The organism is Stenotrophomonas geniculata (genome assembly GCF_034508895.1).
GTDB classification, from domain to species: Bacteria; Pseudomonadota; Gammaproteobacteria; order Xanthomonadales; family Xanthomonadaceae; genus Stenotrophomonas; species Stenotrophomonas geniculata.
The window spans coordinates 1,978,024-1,999,107 of sequence record NZ_CP140571.1; the positions used below are offsets into that span (position 1 = coordinate 1,978,024).

The following is a 21,084-nucleotide window of genomic DNA, read 5'->3' on the forward strand; positions in this document are numbered from 1 at the left end:
TGATGCATTTCGCATCGTCACCTTCGGTCGGTATGCTGTGCCGCATGCAGCCAAAGAAATACGCCCTGCCGCTGATGGTCCTGTCGCTGGCCGCCACCTCTGTGGTCCACGCGCGCGGCACCATCGACAAGGTGGACATCAAGGGATTGGACAAGGGCGACGACGCCGCAATCATCGAGAACATCCAGGAATCGCTGTCGCTGTACGACACGATCGGCAAGGAACAGGGCGAATCGCGCCTGGAGTACCTGCTGTCGCAGGCCGAGCGGCAGACCCGCCAGGCACTGGAACCGTTCGGGTACTACAACCCGGTGATCAAGGTCGAGGCGCCGCGCGAGGACGAGCACGTGCGCGTGCTGATCCATGTCGACAAGGGCACCCCGGTGACCGTCCGCCGCGAGCACATCGACATCACCGGACCGGCGATGTACGACCAGTACCTGCAGGACGACCTGGCCGCCTTCAAGCCCCGCAAGGGCCAGCGCTTCGAGCACACCCAGTACGAAGCCAGCAAGATCACCATCACCCGGCGCCTGGCCGAGCGCGGCTACTTCGATGCCGACTACACCCAGCGCCAGGTGCAGATCACCCGTGCCGACAACGCCGCCGACATCGACCTGACCTGGGACAGCGGTCGCCGCTACAACATGGGGCCGGTGCGTTTCGAGCAGGACTACTTCGTCGACAAGCTGTTCGACCCGCTGGTGTACTGGGACCAGGGCAGCTATTTCCATGAGGGCAAGCTGGACCGGCTGCGCGAGTCGCTGACCAAGCTGGACTATTTCAGCGTGATCGACATCCAGCCGCGGCCCGACCAGGCCGATGCGAATGGCGAAGTGCCAGTGGATGTGAAGCTGACCCGTGCCAAGCGCACCATCTACACCGCGGGTCTGAGCTACGGCAGCGAGAGTGGCCCGGGTGTGCGCGGTGGCATCGAACGGCGGTGGCTGAACAACCGCGGCCACAAGATGAACACGCAGCTGGACTATGCGCAGAAGCGCAAGAGCTTGGTCACCAGCTACCGCATTCCGGCCTTCAACTGGCTTGATGGCTGGTACACCTTCGCTGCCAGCGCCTACGACGAGCAGACCGACTACATCGACCTGCGCAACTTCAAGCTGATCGCCAGCCGCAGCGGCGAGATCAACGAACACTGGACCGCGATCGCCTCGATCAACGCGCTGCGCGAGCGCTGGCGCTATGCCTCCGGCACCGAATTCACCGACGCGGTCTACAACACCTCGACGCTGGTCTACCCGCAGCTGGTCGCTGACTACGTCAACGTCGATGACGAACTGTTCCCGCGCAAGGGCATCAGCGGTACCGCGACCATGCGTGCCGGCGTTGAAGGTGCCGGCTCGGACACCAGCTTCGTGCAGGCCAATGCGGTGCTGCGCTGGTACATCCCGGTGGGCGAAAGCAACCGCCTGATCCTGCGCGGCGAGGGTGGCACCACCTGGACCAGCGATCTGGTGGCGATGCCGCCGAGCCTGCGCTACTTCGCCGGTGGTGACCGCAGCATCCGCGGCTATGCCTACCGCGAGGTGGGCCCGCGGACCCCTGCACCGGACAAATACGCGCTGGGTGCCAAGAACCTGGTGATCGGCTCGGCCGAGTACGAGCACTATTTCAATGGTGGCCCCTGGGGTGCGGCGGTGTTCGTCGATACCGGCAGCGCCTTCGACAACACCATTGATCTGCACACCGGCGTCGGCTTCGGCGTGCGCTGGAAATCGCCGGTGGGCCCGGTGCGCGTGGATATCGCGCATGGCTTGAACAACCCCGATTCGCAGTTCCAGCTGTACCTCAACATCGGAGCGGACCTGTGAGTACGCCCGCACCCACTCCGAACCCGACCACGCCGCCGCGCGTGCGCTTCTACCGCCGCCGCCGCTTCTGGGCCTGGTCGGGTGTGGGCGTGCTGGGCCTGGTGCTGCTGGCCCTGCTGGCGGTCTACTGGCTGCTGCAGACCGTAGCCGGCCGTGACGTGCTGCTGGCACAGGTGGTGGCGCGGCTGCCGGTGGGCGCCAGCTTCACCTGGGACAAGGTGGACGGCCCGGTGGCCGGCCCGCTGACCCTGTACAACGTCGACTTCCGCTACGACGACATCCATTTCCACGCCGAGCGTGCGCATCTGGAGCCGGACCTGCGCCCGCTGCTGGGCCGCAAGCTGCTGCTGGACAAGCTGGAGCTGACCAACGCGACGCTGAACCTGGCCAAGAGTGACGAGCCGTTCAAGCTGCCGTCGTGGCCGGATTCGCTGCCGCAGATCGAGATGCCGTTGGCGATCCAGGCCGATGCCATCGCCATCGATGGCTTCCGCATCAGCCAGGCCAACGAGCCGGTGATCGACATCAGCCGCGTGCGTGGCGGCATCGAGATCGCCAACGGCGAGTTCCAGGCGCACAAACTGGTGGTGGACAGCGACATGGGCAATTTCACTGCCCAGGGCCGCTATATCCCGGCCAAGGACTACGACACCGACGTGACCGTCACCGCCGTGCTGCCGGCGCCGCGTGGCCGCACGGCCGCCACCGTCGGCCTGGTCGCCCGTGGCGACCTGTCGCACATGGAGGTGGCCGTAGCTGGGCGCGCGCCGAAGCCGCTGCACGCGATGCTGGTGTTCGATGGCCGCACCGATCCGAGCTGGAGCGCCAGCATCCGCAGCGACGAGCTGGATCTGGCGCTGCTGTCGCCGGCACTGGCCAGCTCGGCGATCGCACCACTGGCACTGGACTTCACCGCCGCCGGCAAGGGCGGCAACGCCAACCTGCGTGGCAAGGTGAAGCAGGGCGATCAGGCACTCGAACTCGCACCGTCGGTGGTGTCGCTGAAGGACCAGGTGCTGAAGGTCTCACCGCTGCTGGTGAAGGGGCTTGGCGGTGAGGTGCGCCTGGAAGGCACCGCCGATTTCAGCCAGGAAGACCAGCAGAAGCTCAACTTCTCGGTGGTCGCCCATGATCTGACCTACGTACCGGCGCCCGATCCGAACACCACCGGCAGCGCACCGGTGCCGGTCACCCTGAAGGAAGCACGCTTCGGTCTGGCCGGTACCCTGAAGGCCTGGGCGGCGATCGGCCGCGCCGAGGTCGAGCGCGACGCGCAGAAGGCGCAGCTGCACTTCGACGTGCGCGGCAACGATCAGGCCGCGTCGATCCACCAGCTGCAGGCGCAGACGCCGGGTGGCCAGCTGCAGGTGGAAGGCCAGGTGGCGTGGGCACCGCAGCTGGACTGGGATGCCAAGGCCACGCTGAAGGATTTCGACCCCGGCTATTTCGTGCCGGGCTGGAATGGCCGCCTGTCCGGCAACCTGGCCTCCAAGGGCCGCCAGCTGCCGCCGCCGGCAAACGCACCGCCGGGTACCGCCGGCACGCTGGAAGCCACGGTCGATCTGCCGTGGTTGAAGGGCGTGTTGCGCCAGCGCAACCTCGACGCGCAGGGCAAGTTCGCGCTGCAGGGCGCGCAGGGCCAGGGTGACCTGAAGCTGTCGCTGGGCAGCAGCCGGGTGACCGCGTCGGGCAAGGTCGGTGATCGCCTCGACATCGATGCACGCTTTGAGCCACTGCAGCTGAGCGATCTGCTGCCGGGCGCCGATGGCGGCCTGCGTGGCCAGGTACAGGTGAAGGGCCCGCGCGATGCGCCGGACATCACCGCCGACCTGGTCGGCAACAACCTCAACTGGGACGGCTACGGCGCCGAGAGCGTGAGCATCAAGGGCCACCTGCCATGGCGCGGCGACAGCGGCACGCTGGCGATCCAGGGCCAGCAGGTCAATGCCGGCATGCTGCTGGAACGCTTGAACCTGGATGCGCAGGGCAGTGTCTCCAACCTGCGCCTGGCCGCGCAGACCCGCAACGAGATGGGCGCGATCGAGCTGCAGGGCAGCGTCCGCCAGCAGGGCGCGCAGTGGCGTGGCGAGCTGGCCGCGCTGCGCATCGCACCGGTGAAGGGCGATGCCTGGTCGCTGCGTGCACCGGCGGCGTTCGCGATCAACGGCAGCACCTACACCCTGGGCGAAGCCTGCCTGGCCGCGACCAGCAGCGGCACACTGTGCGCACAGGCCAACTGGCCGCGCGAGGGCCTGGTGGTGCGCAGTGATGCACTGCCGCTTGCGCTGGTGCAGCCGTGGTTGCCACCGCAGTCCGGCCGTCGCATCTACCTGCGTGGCGATGTCAGCCTGGACGCGCAGATCCGCCCGCGCGGCAATGCATGGGAAGGCCATGTGGAAGTGCGCTCGAAGGAAGGCGGCGTGCGCCTGGGTGAGAACCGCAACACCGTGGGGGACACCACCCGCGGCGAGCTGGTGCGCTATGACCAGTTCTCGCTCAAGCTCGACATGACCCCGGCCAGCATCAAGGGCTATCTGGGCATGGGCTTCCAGGGCAACGGCTTCGTCGATGCCAGGATGCAGACCGGCTGGGAAGCCAGTGCACCGCTGAACGGCGAGCTCTACCTCAATATGTCGCGGCTGTACTGGCTGGAGCTGTTCTCGCCGGACATCGTGCGACCGACCGGCCTGATCGAGGGCCACGTCAGCCTGCGTGGTACGCGTGGCCAGCCGTCGCTGGGTGGCGACGCGCAGCTGAGCAACTTCAAGGGTGAATTCCCCGCGCTGGGCCTGACCTTCGACCAGGGCAAGGGCAGCTTCGTGGCGCAGCCCGACGGTTCGGCCAAGATCACCGCGCAGGCCAACTCTGGTCAGGGCACGCTGTACGTGGATGGTGGCCTGTCCTGGTTTGGCGATGCACAGCCGCTGCAGCTGAAGATCCACGGCGAAAACGTGCTGCTGTCCAACACCAGCGAGCTGCGTATCGTCGCCAATCCCAACCTCGACTTCACCCTGGCCAAGGCGGCGATGGAGCTGCGTGGCACCGTGCACGTGCCCGAGGCCGACATCGATCTCGAACGCCTGGACCGTGGCACCTCGGTGTCCGAAGACGTGGTGGTGCTGGACCCGGCCGACCCGGAGGAGTCGCGCACCTCGCCGCTGGACATGGACCTGACCGTCAGCCTTGGCGACAAGGTGAAGATGACCGGCTTCGGCCTGAAGGGTGCGCTGACCGGCAAGATGCAGGTCTGGGCCAAGCCTGGCCGCGAAATGACCGCCAATGGCGGGCTGGAAGTCAGTGGCCGCTACAAGGCGTATGGGCAGGACCTGACCATCACCCGTGGCAACCTCACCTGGAACTACAACGCGGTGTCCGACCCGCGCATCAACATCCGTGCCGAGCGCCGGATCGGTGATGTCACCGCCGGCATCGACGTGACCGGGCGTGCGCAGCAGCCGCGTGCGGACGTGTGGTCCGAGCCGGCGATGTCGCAGTCCGAAGCACTGGCCTACCTGGTGCTGGGCCGCAGCCTGACCGGTGCCAGCAGCGACCAGACCCAGCAGGTCAACGCGGCTTCCGCGGCGCTCTCGGCCGGCAGCGGCCTGCTGGCTTCGCAGCTGGGCGCCAAGCTGGGCCTGGACGACGCCGGTGTGAGCCAGTCGCGCGCGCTGGGCGGCTCGGTGATCGGTGTCGGCAAGTACATCTCGCCCAAGCTGTACGTCGGCTACGGCGTGTCGCTGGTCGGTGCCGGTTCGGTGATCACGCTGAAGTACCTGCTGCGTCGCGGCTTCGACGTGGAAGTGGAATCGAGCACGGTGGAAAACCGTGGGTCGATCAACTGGCGGCGGGAGAAATAACCCGCCGTGGCATCCCTGTAGAGCCGAGCCATGCTCGGCTTACGCGCGCAGCGCGGCCTGCAGGAAGAGCAGCCGAGCATGGGCTCGGCTCTACCTGACAGGCCCCCAACCATCGGCCGTTGCCCCATCCGGCCCCAGCGGCTATGGTCCCGGGCTGTTCTGTCGTACCGGATTGCCTCATGTCACCACGCAAAGCCCTTCCCACCGCCCTGGCCCTGGGCCTGACCCTCGCCGCCGGTGCCCACGCCGACGAAGGCATGTGGATGCCGACCCAGCTGCCGGAACTGGCCAAGCCGCTGCAGGCCGCAGGCTTCAAGGGCAATCCGGCCGACCTGGCCAACGTCACTGCGCCGCCGCTGAGCGCGGTGGTGCGCGCCGGTGGCGGCACCGGTTCGTTCGTGTCCGCCGACGGCCTGCTGCTGACCAACCACCACGTGGCGATGGGCGTGATCCAGTACAACAGCTCGCCCGAGCACGACCTGATCAACGGTGGCTTCATCGCCAAGGACCGTGCCGACGAGCGTCCGGCCAACCCGGACTTCCGCGTGCTGGTCACCGTCGGCTTCGACAAGGTGACCGACCAGGTGCTGGCGCAGGCGCGTGGCAAGACCGGTCGCGCCTACTTCGATGCGGTGGATGCGGCCAGCAAGCAGATCGTGGCCGAGTGCGAGAAGGACGGCAGCGTGCGCTGCTCGGTGGCCAACATGTACTACGGCACCGACTTCTACCGCATCGCCCAGCTGGAACTGAGCGACGTGCGCCTGGTGTATGCGCCGCCGCGTGCGATCGGCAACTACGGCGATGAGATCGACAACTTCATGTGGCCGCGCCACACCGGCGACTTCACCCTGCTGCGCGCCTACGTGGGCAAGGACGGTAAGCCGGCCGCCTACAGCAAGGACAACGTGCCCTACCAGGCACCGGCACACCTGCAGATGTCGGTGGAAGGCCCGAAGGAAGGCGACTACGCGATGCTCGCCGGTTACCCGGGCATCACCTACCGCCACCGTACCGCCGCCGAGTTCGCCGGCCAGATCGATACCGTGCTGCCGCGCCGCGTGTCGGTGTTCCAGCAGATGATCGACACCATCGAGGCCGCCACCGCCAAGGATGCGCAGGCGCGTACCCGCTACGCCTCGCAGCTGCAGTCGCTGAAGAACAACCGCAAGCGCGCCGCCGGTGAGCTGGAAGGCCTGCTGCGCAGCGACGCCAAGGCCCAGCGTGCCGCCGACGAGACGGCGATGCTGGCTGCCACCGACCGCAAGTACCAGGGCGACATCAAGGCGCTGCTGGCCAACCTGTCGCAGGGTGCGGCGGTGGGCGAGCGTGACCTGCTGCTGGATCAGATGGCTGCGCAGAGCCAGTTGCTGCGCTCGGCACTGCTGCTGGAGCGCCTGCGCATCGAATCGGCCAAGCCGGACGCGCAGCGCGAGAGCGGTTACCAGCAGCGCGACCAGGCGATGATCGAAGGCGTGCTCAAGCAGGTCCAGCGCCGCTACGCACCGGAGGTCGAGAAGGCCCTGCTGACCACCTTGCTGACCCGCTACCAGCAGCTGCCGGACGCGCAGCGCGTGGCCGAGTTCGACGCGGCCTTCGGCCGTACCCCGGAGCAGCTGGCCAAGGCGCTGGGCACCCTCTATGCCGGCACCCAGCTGGGTGACGAGGCGCAGCGCCTGTCGCGCTTCACTGCCGCACGCGAGGGCAAGGCACTTGCCGCCGATCCGCTGATCGCCGTGGCCGGCCCGCTGGTGGCCGCGCAGCTGCGCATCGAGAACGAGAGCAAGACCCGCGAAGGCGAGCAGTTGCGCCTGCGCCCGGCGTACATGCAGGCGCTGTTCGCCTGGCGTGCCAAGCAGGGCCGTGCGGTGTACCCGGACGCCAACCGCACCCTGCGCATCAGCTACGGCAAGGTCGAGGCGCTGCACCCGCGTGATGGCGTGACCTATTCGCCGGTGACCACCGTGGCCGGCATTGTCGAGAAGAACACCAACGCCTATCCGTTCGACGCACCCAAGCCGCTGCTGGCGGCGATCGCCAAGGGCGACTTCGGCAGCACCGCCGACCCGGCGCTGAAGACCCAGACGGTCAATTTCCTGACCAACCTGGATACCACCGGCGGCAACTCCGGCTCGCCGGTGCTCAACGCCAAGGGCGAACTGATCGGCCTGAATTTCGACAGCAACTGGGAGTCGGTCAGCGCCAGCTGGTGGTTCGATCCGCGCTACAAGCGCGCCGTGCACGTAGACATGCGCTACCTGCGCTGGCTGCTGGCCAAAGTCTACCCGGCGCCCGAGCTGCTGAAGGAAATGGGCGTGCCGGCCCAGTAAGGAGCCGGCCACGACCAACGGTCGTGGCCCGCACCGCGTAGGCCCCCACCCTGGTGGGGGTGGTTGCCCCAACGAGCCCGCACCCCCGGCCACGCCTGGCCTACACTGCGGGTTCTTCCGACGGAAACGCACGCGTGGTCTCCAGCTGGATCCTGCTGCTGGTCTCGGTTGCCTATGCTGCGCTGCTGTTCGGCGTGGCGTGGTGGGGTGACCGTCGACCGATGTATCCCGACCGGCCGTGGCTGCGGCCGGTGGTCTACAGCCTGGCGCTGGCCGTGTACTGCTCGTCGTGGACCTTCTACGGCGCGGTCGGCACCGCCGTGCGCAACGGCGTGGGCTACCTGCCCATCTACATCGGCCCGCTGCTGCTGCTGCTGTTCGGCTGGCGCATCATCGAGCGCCTGGCGCTGATCGCGCGCAGCCAGAACGTGGTTTCCATCGCCGATTTCATCTCCTCGCGCTTCGGCCGTTCGCGGCGGCTGGCGGCGTTGGTGGCGATCATCGCGCTGATTGGCATCATTCCGTACCTGGCGCTGCAGTACAAAGCAGTGGCGATGAGCCTGCAGGTACTGACCGGCAACACCGGCCCGACCGGCTTCTTCACCGATCCGGCGCTGTATGTGGCGCTGCTGATGGCGTTGTTCGCCACCCTGTTCGGCACCCGCCAGGTCGATGCCACCGAGCACCACCACGGCATGATGCTGGCGATCGCCTTCGAATCGGTGATCAAGCTGCTGGCGATGGTGGCGGTGGGCGTGTTCGCCTACCTGTGGCTGAGCAACCGCACCGACGCGGTGGTCGAGTCGGTGCATACGCTGTTCACCGGCCTGCCGCCGGTGGGATTCATCTCGCAGACGCTGCTGAGTTTCCTGGCCATCATCTGCCTGCCGCGCCAGTTCCACGTGGCCGTGGTCGAATGTGGTGACGTGCGCGATGTGCGCCGCGCGCGCTGGATGTTCGGTGGCTATCTTGTGCTGATCTCGGGCATGGTGCTGCCAATCGCCACCGCCGGCGTGACCCTGTTCGGCACCGGCGGCAGCGTCGCCGACGATTCGATGGTGCTGGCCCTGCCGCTGGCCGAAGGCCGCAATGCGCTGGCGCTGATCGCCTATGTGGGCGGCTTCTCCGCGGCCACCGGCATGGTCATCGTGTCGTCCATCGCGCTGGCCACCATGGTCAGCAACGACCTGGTGATGCCGGTGCTGCTGCGCCGCAGTGGCGACCATCAGGAAGCCGCCGATGTCGCCTCGCGCGTGCTGTGGATCCGCCGCCTGGCGATCCTGCTGCTGGCGCTGATGGCCTACAGCTACTACCGCACCAGCAGCAACGACAGCACGCTGGCGTCGTACGGCCTGATGGCGTTCGCTGCAGTGGCGCAGTTCGCACCGGGCCTGATCGGCGGCCTGTACTGGCGTGGCGCCAGCCGGCGTGGCGTCGAGATGGGCATGCTGCTCGGCTTCGCGACATGGCTGTACACGCTGCTGCTGCCGGCGATGACCATGGCCGGCTGGGTTGATGCCGCCTGGGTGCAGCACGGTCCGTTCGGCATCGAGTGGCTGCGTCCGCAGCAGCTGTTCGGCATGACCGGCTGGGATCCGCTGACCCACGGCACGTTCTGGTCGCTGCTGGTCAACGCGGCGACGATGATGCTGGTGTCCGCGCGCTGGCGCCCCGGTGTGGACGAGCGGCTGCGCGCCGCGCCGTTCCTCGACCCCTATGCCGAGCGCCCGTCGGTGGCCGGTGGCTGGCCCGGCCACGTGCATGTGGGCGATCTGCTGGCACTGGCCTCGCGCGTGGTCGGCGAGCGCCATGCGCGGCGTTCGTTCTTCGAGCAGGCGCAGTCGCTGGGCCGTGAACTGCAATCCTCCGCGCCTGCAGACCGCCCGTGGGTGCAGTTCACCGAACGCCTGCTGGCCGCGTCGATCGGCGTGGCATCCGCACGCCTGTTGCTGACCAGCCTGCTGCGAGGCTCGGGCATGGACCTGGGCGAAGTGGTGGCAGTGCTGGACGAAGCCGGGCAGGAGCTGCGCTTCAACCGCGAGATCCTGTCGACCACGCTGGAGAACATCAGCGCCGGGGTCAGCGTGGTCGATCCGGACATGCGCCTGACCGCATGGAACCGCCGGTACCAGGACATGTTCGGCTACCCCGACGGGATGCTCTACGTGGGCCGCCCGGTGGCCGACCTGATCCGTTACAACGCCGAGCGCGGCGAACTGGGCGAGGGCGATATCGAAGTGCAGATCAACCGCCGCATCGGCTACATGCGCGCCGGTTCACCGCACGTGTTCGAGCGCACCCGCAGCGACGGCAAGGTGATCGAGATGCGCGGGCAGGCGCTGCCCGGCGGCGGTTACGTGACCAGCTACAACGACATCACCGACTACAAGCACGCGGAAAAAGCACTGCTGGAAGCCAACGAGACGCTGGAACAGCGCGTGGCCGAGCGCTCGCACGAGGCCGAGGTCGCGCAGCAGTCGAAGACGCGTTTCCTGGCAGCGATCAGCCATGACGTGCTGCAGCCACTGAACGCCGCGCGCCTGTTCGCTTCGGCGTTGCGTGACAGCGACCACGTGAGCGATGAGCAGAAGCACCTGGCCGAACGCGTGGATGCGTCGCTGCGCGCGGCCGAAGAACTGCTGGATGGCCTGCTGGACGTATCGCGGCTGGATGCCGGTGGCCTGCACCCGGTGATCGGCGAGTTCGACGTGAGTGCGTTGATGCGCGAACTGGCGGCGCAGTACACGCCAGTCGCCGCCGGTCGTGGCCTGCGCCTGGACCTGTTCGCGCGCCCGGCGTGGGTACGCAGTGATCGCCGCCTGCTGCGCCGCGTGCTGCAGAATTTCCTGGCCAACGCGTTGCGCTACACCCGCCAGGGGCGCATCGTGCTGGCGGTGCGCCATCGTGGCGACGAAGTGGAGCTGCAGGTATGGGATACCGGTCCCGGCATTCCCGAGCACCACATGCGGCAGATCTTCGATGAGTTCCACCGTTACCAGCAGCCGTTCGACTGGGGCGAGCAGGGTCTGGGGCTGGGCCTGTCGATCTGCCAGCGCATCTCGCGCCTGCTTGACCATCGCCTCAATGCGCGCAGCCGCGTCGGCAGCGGCTCGATGTTCTCGATCATCCTGCCGCGTGTGGCGCCGTTGCCGGGCTACGCCGAGCTGGCCACGCCGGTACAGGCGGTGGCCGCACCGGTGCGCAGCGATTCGCTGGCCGGCCTGCGCGTGCTGTGCGTGGACAACGATGAGGAGATCCTCGACGGCATGCGTGCATTGCTTGGCCGTTGGCAGGTGCAGGTGATCACCGCTGCCACCGTCGACCAGGCGCTGGAGAAGATCGCCGAGCGCCCGCAGGTGATGCTGGTGGACTACCACCTGCACGACCGCATGGATGGCCTGGATGCGCTGGTGGCACTTCGCGAGGCTGCGGGCTACCCGTTGCCCGGCGCGCTGCTGACCGCCGATGGTCGCGACGAGTTGAAGCGGATGGCGCGCGAACGCGGCTACCGCGTGCTGACCAAGCCGATCAAGCCGGCCTCGCTGCGCGCCTTCCTGGGCGCGCTGCGGGATGCCGGCAACAACGATGCCTGACGGGCAACTGTAGAGCCGAGCCTACGCTCGGCTCCGGCACGCAGTGCGGGGCTGATATAGCCATCGCTATACAAACCAGCCCTGCCTGCGCGTTTCGCCGCAAATGCGCCATGCGCGAATCGCGGTGCTAAGCTGCGCGTCCCCTTGGGGAGTAGCCGGATTCCTTCGCAGGAATCGTCCACGTCAACACACTCGGCCAGTGCGCCGTGGCGTGGACAACCATGATGGTTGGCGAGACCAGCGGCCCGCGCGCGCAACGTCAGGTTGGGCGCGAGCGCGAGCCGTGCGTCCGTCCTTGCCCGACCTCAGCAGCCGCCAATGTCCCCCATTTCGATCCTCCTGATCGGCTTTGCCATGTCCACCGATGCCTTCGCCGCGGCGATCGGCAAGGGTGCGGCCATGCGCAAGCCGGTGTTCCGCGATGCGCTGCGCGCCGGCATCATCTTCGGCGTCATCGAGGCGATCACACCGATCATCGGCTGGTTGCTCGGCCGTGCCGCCCTGCAGTACGTGGAAGCGTTCGACCACTGGATCGCCTTCGGCCTGCTCGGTGCGCTGGGCATCCACATGATCTACAACGGCCTGCGTCCGGACAGCGCCGAGGAAGACGAAGATCCTTCGCAGCACCACGGCTTCTGGAAGCTGGCGCTGACCGGTTTCGCCACCAGCATCGATGCGATGGCGGTGGGTATCGGCCTGGCTTTCATGGACGTGCATATCGGTGTGATGGCCGCAGTCATCGGCCTGTGCACGCTGACCATGGTCACCGTCGGCATCATGCTCGGCCGCGTGCTGGGCAGCATGGTCGGCAAGCGCGCCGAGATCATCGGTGGCGTGATCCTGGTGATCATCGGCGCGACGATCCTGTACGAACACCTGCACGGCGTGGGGTAACGCCTGTTCCTGTAGAGCCGAGCCCATGCTCGGCTGCTTCGCGCGCCAGCCGAGCATGGGCTCGGCTCTACCTCAGGGTGTTGGCTGACAAGCATTGCGGTGTTGCACTGATGGAAGGGCTGTCATGCGTGCCATAGCCTCTTCGCGTGGCCAGTCCCGCACTCCGCTTTGGTCGCTGGTCGCAGACCGGCAATGTCTACGCGATCACGGCTGTGACACGCGCACGCCGTCCTTGGTTCGACGACAAGGCCAACGTCGATCTGCTGATCGAAGCACTGCGCACCGTAGAGCGAACGGGGCGGACCTCCTCCCTCGCCTGGGTGGTGATGCCGGATCATCTGCATTGGCTGTTCGAACTCCGTACCGGCACGCTTGCCGGCTGCATGCAGATCCTCAAATCACGGAGCGGGCGTTCCATCGGCAGGCGCGCTGATGCCAACGCGCCGATCTGGCAGCCGGGATACTACGACCACGCGCTGCGCAGCGATGAATGCCTGCACACGCAGGCGGTGTATATCGCGGCCAATCCGGTGCGTGCTGGGCTGGCCACGCGCATCGGGGAATACCCCTATGGGTGGAGTCGATGGCCGCTTAAGGAGTGATTGGTATTGAGGCAAAGAGCAGCCGAGCGTGGGCTCGGCTCTACAGGGGCATCATGACGTCTGTAGAGCCGAGCCCATGCTCGGCTCCATAGTCGGTCACAATCAATCTTCTTCCGGCGGCAGTACGATGGCGTCGTCGTCGATGGCCAGCTTGCCAGCCATCAGCACGGCCTGGGTGCGGTTGGTTACGCCGAGCTTGCGCAGGATGGCGGTGACGTGGGCCTTGATCGTTGCTTCGGAGACGTTGAGGTCGTAGGCGATCTGCTTGTTCAAGCGGCCGGCGCCGAGCATCTGCAGGACGCGGAACTGCTGCGGGGTCAGCTCGCGCAGGCGCTGGCCGACTTCGCGTTCTTCGCTGCCGGTGGGCGGCACGTTGTGCGCCTCCGGCGGTGCCCAGGTCTCGCCATCGAGGATGGTGCCGAGTGCATGGCCGATGGTGTCCGAGTCGGCCGATTTGGGAATGAAGCCGAGCGCACCGTGGTCGAGCGCGCGGCGCATCACCGTGGCTTCTTCGCGCGCGGACACCACCACCACCGGCAGCTGCGGATGCAGTGAGCGCATGTGCACGAGTGCGTTGAAGCCCTGCGCACCCGGCATGTTGAGGTCCATCAGGACCAGGTCGGCGTCGTTGTGCTGATCGGCCAGCGCGTACAGTGCTTCCACGCTGTCGGCCTCGAACAGTTGTACGCCCGGGATGACCCGCTGCACGGCCCCACGCAGGGCTTCGCGGAACAGCGGGTGGTCATCGGCAATCAGGAGGGTGGTCATGGGTCGAGCTTATCGATCAGGAAAAAGAGCGACGTGATGGCAGGTGCAGGACGGGTCGGACGCGGCCGGGTCCCTCCTCCCGGCCACGTCCCTGGCGCGTCCTGCGCCTGCAGTCACGCCATCAGCGCACCTTGCGCTCGTCCACCAGCGACGCCACCACCGACGGATCGGCCAGGGTCGAGGTGTCGCCGAGCTGGTCCGGCGCGTTCTCGGCGATCTTGCGCAGGATGCGGCGCATGATCTTGCCCGAGCGGGTCTTCGGCAGGCCCGGCGCCCACTGCAGGTGGTCCGGCGTGGCGATCGGGCCGATTTCCTTGCGTACCCACGCGACCAGTTCCTTCTGCAGTTCGTCGCTCGGCGCTTCTTCGGCCACCAGGGTCACGTAGGCATAGATGCCCTGGCCCTTCACGTCGTGCGGGAAGCCGACCACGGCCGCTTCGGCCACCTTCGGGTGCGAGACCAGCGCGCTTTCCACTTCGGCGGTGCCGATGCGGTGGCCGGACACATTGATCACGTCGTCAACGCGGCCGGTGATCCAGTAATAGCCGTCTTCGTCGCGGCGGCACCCGTCACCGGTGAAGTAGCTGCCCGGGTAGGTGCGGAAATACGTATCGATGAAACGCTGGTGGTCGCCGTACACCGTGCGCATCTGGCCCGGCCAGGAGTCACGGATGATCAGGTTGCCCTCGGTCGGGCCGTCCTGGATCTCGCCATCGGCATTGACCAGCGCCGGCTGCACGCCGAAGAAGGGCAGGGTGGCCGAACCCGGCTTCAGATCCATCGCACCGGCCAGCGGCGAGATCAGGATGCCGCCGGTCTCGGTCTGCCACCAGGTATCGACGATTGGGCAGCGGCTGTCGCCGACCACCTCGTAGTACCAGCGCCAGGCCTCCGGGTTGATCGGCTCGCCCACGCTGCCGAGCAGGCGCAGCGACGCGCGCGAGGTCTTCTTCACCGGTTCCTCGCCTTCGCGCATCAGTGCACGGATGGCGGTCGGGGCGGTGTAGAAGATGCTCACCTTGTGCTTGTCGATGACGTTCCAGAAGCGTGAGGTATCCGGGTAGTTCGGCACGCCTTCGAACATCAGCGAGGTCGCGCCGTTGGCCAGCGGACCGTACACGATGTAGCTGTGGCCGGTGACCCAGCCGACGTCGGCGGTGCACCAGTAGATGTCGTCCTCGCGCAGGTCGAACACCGCTTCATGGGTGTAGGCCGCGTACAGCAGGTAACCGCCGGTGGTGTGCAGCACGCCCTTCGGCTTGCCGGTGGAACCGGAGGTGTAGAGGATGAACAGCGGGTCTTCCGCGTTCATGCGTTCCGGTTCGCAGGTGGCCGGCTGGCTGTCCACCACATCGTGGAACCAGCGGTCGCGTGGGGCCTGCATGTCCACCGCGCCGCCGGTGTGGCGCACCACCAGTACGGTTTCAACCGTGTTCGTGCCCGGCAGCTTCAGCGCGGCATCGACGTTGGCCTTCAGCGGAATCCTGCGGCCACCGCGCAGGCCCTCGTCGGCGGTGATGATCAGCTTGCTCTGGCAGTCGCTGACGCGGTCGGCGATCGAGTTCGGTGCGAAGCCACCGAACACCACCGAGTGGATCGCACCGATGCGCGCACAGGCCAGCATGGCCACGGCGGCGTCGACGATCATCGGCAGGTAGATGGTGACGCGGTCGCCCTTCTTGACGCCGAGGTTGCGCAGCGCGTTGCCGAGGCGGCAGGTGCGCTCGTACAGCTCGCGATAGGTCACGTGCTGGGCCGGTGCATCCGGGCCGTCCGGCTCGAACAGCAGGGCGGTCTTGTCGCCGCGCGTTTCCAGCTGGCGATCCAGGCAGTTCACGCTGGCATTGAGTTCGCCATCTTCGAACCACTTGATGTGGAAGTCGGACAGGTCGTAGCTGACGTTCCTGATCTTCGTCGGCTTGCGCATCCACTGCAGGCGCTCTGCCGCCTTGCCCCAGAAACCATCCGGGTCGGTCACCGAAGCCTGGTACTGCTGTTCGTACGACGTCTTGTCGATGCGTGCCTTGGCGGCGAACTGCGGATCGACGGGGTAGATATCAGCCATGGCACCCTCACTTGCACGTTGACTTTGTGTGTGCGGTCGCAGCATCGCAGCGACCGATCCCCCTCAGTTTGCCCCATCCACCCCCGGTCGCGTCACCACTCTGGTTAGACCATGGTCGAAAGTGAGCGCCCAGCAGGGCCGGGTTCGACCAATGGCGAATAGCCGCTATACATAATCGCCCCGCAGTCTCGGCTCGACCGTGCCCCACGCGCGGCATCACCTTGCCACTTGGGAGAGAGGGCAACATGAGCCACCGTACGTTGAAAGCCGTGCGCACACCTTTGGCGGCCTGCCTGTTGGTCGCCCTGGTCGCACCGGGCATGGCGTTCGCAGAGACCGCCAAAGAGAAGGCGCTGGAAGCACGCGTTGCCGAACTGGAACGCCAGGTCCAGCTGCTGCTGTCTTCGCAGCAACAACAACAGACCCAGATCAGCCAGACCCAGCAGGCCGTAACCGAAGTCCGCACGGTGCAGGCCGAGCAGAAGCCGGTCGCACAGGTGCCGGCCGGCAAGCAGCCCATCCAGGTCACCACCATCACCCCGGGCGCGGCGCCGGGCACCACGGTCAAGATCGGCGGCTTCATCAAGGCCGATTTCCTGGCCACCCAGACCAGCGATGGCCAGCTGGCCGACGACGCCACCGGCCGCTCGCTGTACCTGCCGGGCCAGACCCCGGTGGAAGGCGCTGGCGGCAGCGGCAAGCGTTCGGGCACCGACTTCAATGCCCACGCCAAGTTCTCGCGCTTCAACCTGGGCATCGACAACGTGAGCGAATCGGGCAACAAGGCCGGTGCGTTCTTCGAGATGGACTTCTTCGGCAATTCACTGGGCAACCAGACCGCCACCAACACCTACGGTGTGACCCTGCGCCACGCCTACATGTACTGGAACAACTGGATGGCCGGCCAGACCTGGTCCAACTTCATGGACGCGGCCGCACTGCCCGAGGCGGTCGACTTCGTCGGCCCCACCGATGGCGTGATCTTCGTGCGCCAGGCCCAGGTGCGTTACACCCAGGGTGGCTTCAGCGTCGCGCTGGAAAACCCGGAAACCACCACCCTCACCGGTACCCGCAACCCGGTCACCGGGGCATGGACCAACGCCAGCGCCAACTCCGACCGTGGCAGCCTGCCCGATCTGACCATGCGCTATGGCTGGAAGGGTGATTGGGGCACCTTCGGTGTCGGCGGCATCGTCCGTCAGCTGAAGGTCGACAACCAGGCCACCGGCGCCAAGGCCGACAAGGTGGCTGGCGGCCTGACCCTGGGCGGCAAATGGGTGATGGGTGACAGCGATTCGCTGCACTACCAGCTGACCGGCGGCGAAGGCATCGCCCGCTACATCGGCCTGGGCATCACCGCCGACAGTGCCTATGACGTGGCCCGCGACGAACTCAACCCGACCGGCGTGCTTGCCGGCTACGTGGGCTGGCGGCATGCGTTCTCGCCGAAGTTGCGCACCAACCTGATCTACGCGCGCAGCGACTACGACAACGACAGCATCCTCGGCCCACTGGTGACCAAGAGCGTGCAGAGCATCCGCGGCAACATCTTCTATTCGCCGCTGCCCAAGGTCGATATCGGCGCGGAGTTGATGTACGGCCGTCGCGAAGTGGAGAACGGCAACAAGGGTGATATCACCCGGCTGCAGTTCACCACGAAGTACAGCTTCTAAAGCAGTGCCGACCAAGGTCGGTACCTACAGAGATTGCGTGCCGGCCTGCGGCCGGCACCTACCGAATTGAGTGCCGACCAAGGTCGGCATCTACCGAGGGAAAACGCCCCATGTCCAGCACACCCAGTACCGCACACAAAGCGGGCACCCTGACCAAGGGTCACAAGAAGGTCATCTTCGCCTCGAGCCTCGGCACGGTGTTCGAGTGGTACGACTTCTTCCTGTACGGCTCGCTCGCGGCCATCATCGCCAAGCAGTTCTTCAGTGGCGTCAATGAAACCACGGGCATGATCTTCGCCCTGCTGGCGTTTGCCGCCGGCTTCTTCGTGCGTCCGTTCGGCGCGGCCTTCTTCGGCAGCCTCGGCGACCGCATCGGCCGCAAGTACACCTTCCTGGTCACCATTCTGATCATGGGCATCTCGACCTTCCTGGTCGGCGTGCTGCCCAACTACGCTTCGATCGGTTTCGCCGCGCCGGTGATCCTGATCATCCTGCGCCTGGCCCAGGGCCTGGCGATGGGCGGCGAGTACGGCGGTGCCGCCACCTACGTGGCCGAGCACGCGCCGGACGACAAACGTGGCCTGTACACCAGCTTCATCCAGTGCACGGCCACGCTCGGCCTGTTCATGTCGCTGCTGATCATCCTGGCCTGCCGTTACTTCCTGGGCAATGAAGCCTTCGAAGCCTGGGGCTGGCGCATTCCGTTCCTGGTCTCGATCCTGCTGCTGGGTGTCTCAGTGTGGATCCGCCTGCAGCTGAGCGAGTCGCCGCTGTTCCAGCAGATGAAGTCCGAGGGCAAGGGTTCCAAGACCCCGTTCCGTGACAGCCTGAAGGGCGGCAACCTGAAGCTGATGCTGCTGGTCCTGCTCGGTGCGGCGGCGGGTCAGGCGGTGGTCTGGTATGGCGGCCAGTTCTACGCGCTGTTCTTCCTCAGCAGCATGCTGAAGGTCGATGCCACCACCTCCTACCTGCTGATCGCGGCCGCGCTGGCGCTGGGCGTGCCGTTCTTCATCTTCTTCGGCTGGCTGTCCGACCGCATCGGCCGCAAGAAGATCATCCTGGCCGGCTGCCTGCTGGCCGCCGTCACCTACATCCCGATCTTCAAGGGCCTGACCCACTTCGCCAACCCGGCCATCGAAGAAGCCCGCAGCAGCTCGCCGGCACTGGTCGTGGCCGATCCGGCTACCTGCTCGTTCCAGTTCGATCCGGTGGGCCTGCGCAAGTTCACCAGCTCCTGCGACGTGGCCACCGCCGCGCTGACCAAGGCAGGTGTGCCGTACGACGTGCAGCCCGCCGCCGCCGGTTCGCTGGCGATGGTGAACGTGGGCAGCGCCAGCGTCACCTCGTATGAGGCCGCCGGCCTGACCAAGGAAGAAGGCAAGGCCAAGGCCGATGCATTCGGTGCGGAGCTGAAGACCGCCCTGACCACCGCCGGCTACCCGGCCAAGGCCGATGGCGCCCGCATCAACATCGCCGGCACCATCTTCATGCTGTGGCTGCTGGTGCTGTACGTGACCATGGTCTACGGTCCGATTGCCGCTTATCTGGTCGAACTCTTCCCGACCCGCATCCGCTACACCTCGATGTCGCTGCCGTACCACATCGGCAACGGCTGGTTCGGTGGCTTCCTGCCGGCGATCTCGTTCGCGCTGGTGGCCGGTACCGGCAACCTGTACTACGGCCTGTGGTACCCCATCATCATCGCGCTGATGTCGGTGGTGATCGGCGGCCTGTTCCTGCGCGAAACCAAGGACGTGGATATCACCCAATAACCGGCGTGCCGACCAACGGTCGGCACCCACCGGGTTACAGGGGCCGTGGTGCAGACCACGGCCTTTTCGTTTCCCTGTAGCGCCGAGCGATGCTCGGCGACCGCGCTACGCGCGGCACAAAATTCCGCAGACGCGAACAGACAGCGTTCAATGCCGTCATCGCGGTTGACAAGCATCCGAAGCCACACGCCATCTCGCGCCCGGGGTCAGAACCCTTTCGCACGCGAAAGGGTTCTGACCCCATCGAGACGTGCCGCACGCCGTATAGTCGCGGCATGACCACCATTCCGCCGGCCGAGCTCCCCGCCATCCTGCACACCCTGCGCAGCGCCTGGCAGTCGCAGCGCCCCACGCTCGACCAGCGCGAGGCCGACCTGCGCCGCCTGCGCGAGGCGCTGAAGCCACGCCTGGATGAAATGGCCCAGGCCATCGCCGAAGACTTCGGCCACCGCGCCCACGTTGAATCGAAGCTGGCCGATGGCATGAGCGTGCTGTCGGCCATCGACCACCTGCGCCGCCACCTGCGGCGCTGGTCGAAGCCGCAGCACGCATCGGCCGGCTGGAAGCTGTGGCCGGCGCGCGCGCAACTGCGGCCGACGCCGCTGGGCGTGGTCGGGGTGATCTCTCCATGGAATTACCCGGTCACGCTGGCCCTGGTGCCGCTGGCCACGGCCATCGCGGCGGGCAACCACGTGCTGCTGAAGCCGTCCGAACACACGCCGCGTACCAGCGCGTTCCTGGCCGATCTGCTGGCCAGCGTGTTCCCGCCGGATCGGGTGGCGGTGGTGCAGGGCGGGGCGGACGTGGCCGCAGCGGTGTCGTCGCTGCCGTTGGACCATCTGCTGTTCACCGGCTCGACCGCCGTGGGCCGCAAGGTGATGGCCGCCGCCGCCGAGCATCTGGTGCCGGTCACGCTGGAGCTGGGCGGCAAGTCGCCGGCCATCGTCTGTCGGGATTTCCCGCTGGACAAGGCCGCCGCGCGGCTGGCCACCGGCAAGTGGTTCAACGCGGGCCAGACCTGCATCGCGCCGGATTACGTGCTGATCGATACCGCGCGCCAGCGCGAGTTCGTGCAGGCGCTGCAGCAGCAGGTGCGCGAGCGCTACGGCGATTTCAGTGATGCGGACGACTACACGCGCATCATCAATGAAGGCCAGTACCGGCGCCTGCAGGGTTATCTGGCGCAGGCGCGCGAACGCGGCGTGCCGGTCATCCCGCTGGCGCAGGTGGATGAGGCGCGCGCCGACCGCGAGCGCCTGCTGGTGCCGACCGTGGTGCTGGACCCGCCGGATGACCTGGAGCTGATGCGCGAGGAGATCTTCGGGCCGATCCTGCCGGTGCGCGCCTATCCGGATCTGGATGCCGCATTGGCCGACGTGCTGTCGCGTGACCGGCCGCTGGCGCTGTATCCCTTCAGCCATGACCGGGCCACGGTGGAGCGCATCCTCGGCCAGGTGGTGGCGGGCGGGGTGACCGTGAATGACACACTGCTGCACTTCGCCGCTGATGGGCTGCCGTTTGGCGGGGTTGGCGCCAGCGGCATGGGTGCATACCACGGCCGGGCCGGGTTCGACGCGATGAGCAAGCGGCTGCCGGTGCTGTGGCAGTCACGCTGGGCGACCAGTGACCGGCTGCGCCCGCCGTACTCGAAGATTGCGGGGTTGTTGAGGCTGTTGCTGCGGTGAAGCCACGCATGGCGTTGCT

Annotated in this window: 11 protein-coding genes; 9 read left to right on the forward strand and 2 right to left on the reverse strand. The window is 66.8% G+C overall.

The window, feature by feature from the left end:
• Positions 1-32: 32 nt before the first annotated feature.
• From RI032_RS09210 to RI032_RS09235, 6 genes are all read left to right on the forward strand, one after another.
• Positions 33-1,829, forward strand: a complete 1,797-nt coding sequence (locus RI032_RS09210; RefSeq protein ID WP_322548265.1) for an autotransporter assembly complex protein TamA — start codon at positions 33-35, stop codon at positions 1,827-1,829.
• Complete coding sequence (locus RI032_RS09215; RefSeq protein WP_164194168.1) at positions 1,826-5,686, forward strand: translocation/assembly module TamB domain-containing protein; 3,861 nt, start codon at positions 1,826-1,828, stop codon at positions 5,684-5,686. The genes RI032_RS09210 and RI032_RS09215 overlap by 4 nt, the downstream gene beginning before the upstream one ends.
• A gap of 179 nt (positions 5,687-5,865) precedes the next feature.
• Positions 5,866-8,013 carry a S46 family peptidase gene (locus RI032_RS09220; protein ID WP_019337940.1) on the forward strand — a complete coding sequence of 716 codons (2,148 nt, stop codon included), beginning with the start codon at positions 5,866-5,868 and terminating at the stop codon, positions 8,011-8,013.
• Positions 8,014-8,147: 134 nt separating this feature from the next.
• Complete coding sequence (locus RI032_RS09225) at positions 8,148-11,606, forward strand: hybrid sensor histidine kinase/response regulator (protein WP_322548172.1); 3,459 nt, start codon at positions 8,148-8,150, stop codon at positions 11,604-11,606.
• A gap of 318 nt (positions 11,607-11,924) precedes the next feature.
• Positions 11,925-12,500: a manganese efflux pump MntP gene (locus tag RI032_RS09230; RefSeq protein ID WP_010482394.1), complete on the forward strand. Its 576-nt coding sequence runs from the start codon at positions 11,925-11,927 to the stop codon at positions 12,498-12,500.
• 146 nt (positions 12,501-12,646) lie between these two features.
• Positions 12,647-13,102 (forward strand): REP-associated tyrosine transposase, encoded by a 456-nt coding sequence (locus RI032_RS09235; protein WP_322548173.1) that lies wholly within the window; start codon positions 12,647-12,649, stop codon positions 13,100-13,102.
• A 102-nt stretch (positions 13,103-13,204) separates the two neighbouring features.
• On the opposite strand, the gene RI032_RS09240 is transcribed toward RI032_RS09235, so the two are convergent.
• Both RI032_RS09240 and acs read right to left on the reverse strand, forming a co-directional pair.
• Complete coding sequence (locus RI032_RS09240; protein WP_005420420.1) at positions 13,205-13,870, reverse strand: response regulator transcription factor; 666 nt, start codon at positions 13,868-13,870, stop codon at positions 13,205-13,207.
• Positions 13,871-13,991: 121 nt separating this feature from the next.
• A complete protein-coding gene (gene acs / locus RI032_RS09245; RefSeq protein ID WP_049413195.1) occupies positions 13,992-15,935 on the reverse strand; it encodes an acetate--CoA ligase in 1,944 nt (647 codons plus the stop codon).
• Positions 15,936-16,180: 245 nt separating this feature from the next.
• Between acs and RI032_RS09250 the strand changes: the two genes are divergently transcribed.
• From RI032_RS09250 to RI032_RS09260, 3 genes are all read left to right on the forward strand, one after another.
• The gene (locus tag RI032_RS09250) at positions 16,181-17,608 is read left to right on the forward strand and encodes a DcaP family trimeric outer membrane transporter (protein ID WP_019337935.1); all 1,428 of its coding nucleotides are present in this window, start codon (positions 16,181-16,183) and stop codon (positions 17,606-17,608) included.
• 110 nt (positions 17,609-17,718) lie between these two features.
• Positions 17,719-19,380 (forward strand): MFS transporter, encoded by a 1,662-nt coding sequence (locus RI032_RS09255; RefSeq protein ID WP_257472305.1) that lies wholly within the window; start codon positions 17,719-17,721, stop codon positions 19,378-19,380.
• A 275-nt stretch (positions 19,381-19,655) separates the two neighbouring features.
• On the forward strand, positions 19,656-21,065 hold the full coding sequence (locus tag RI032_RS09260; RefSeq protein WP_322548174.1) for a coniferyl aldehyde dehydrogenase: 1,410 nt from the start codon (positions 19,656-19,658) through the stop codon (positions 21,063-21,065).
• The last annotated feature ends 19 nt before the right edge of the window (positions 21,066-21,084 follow it).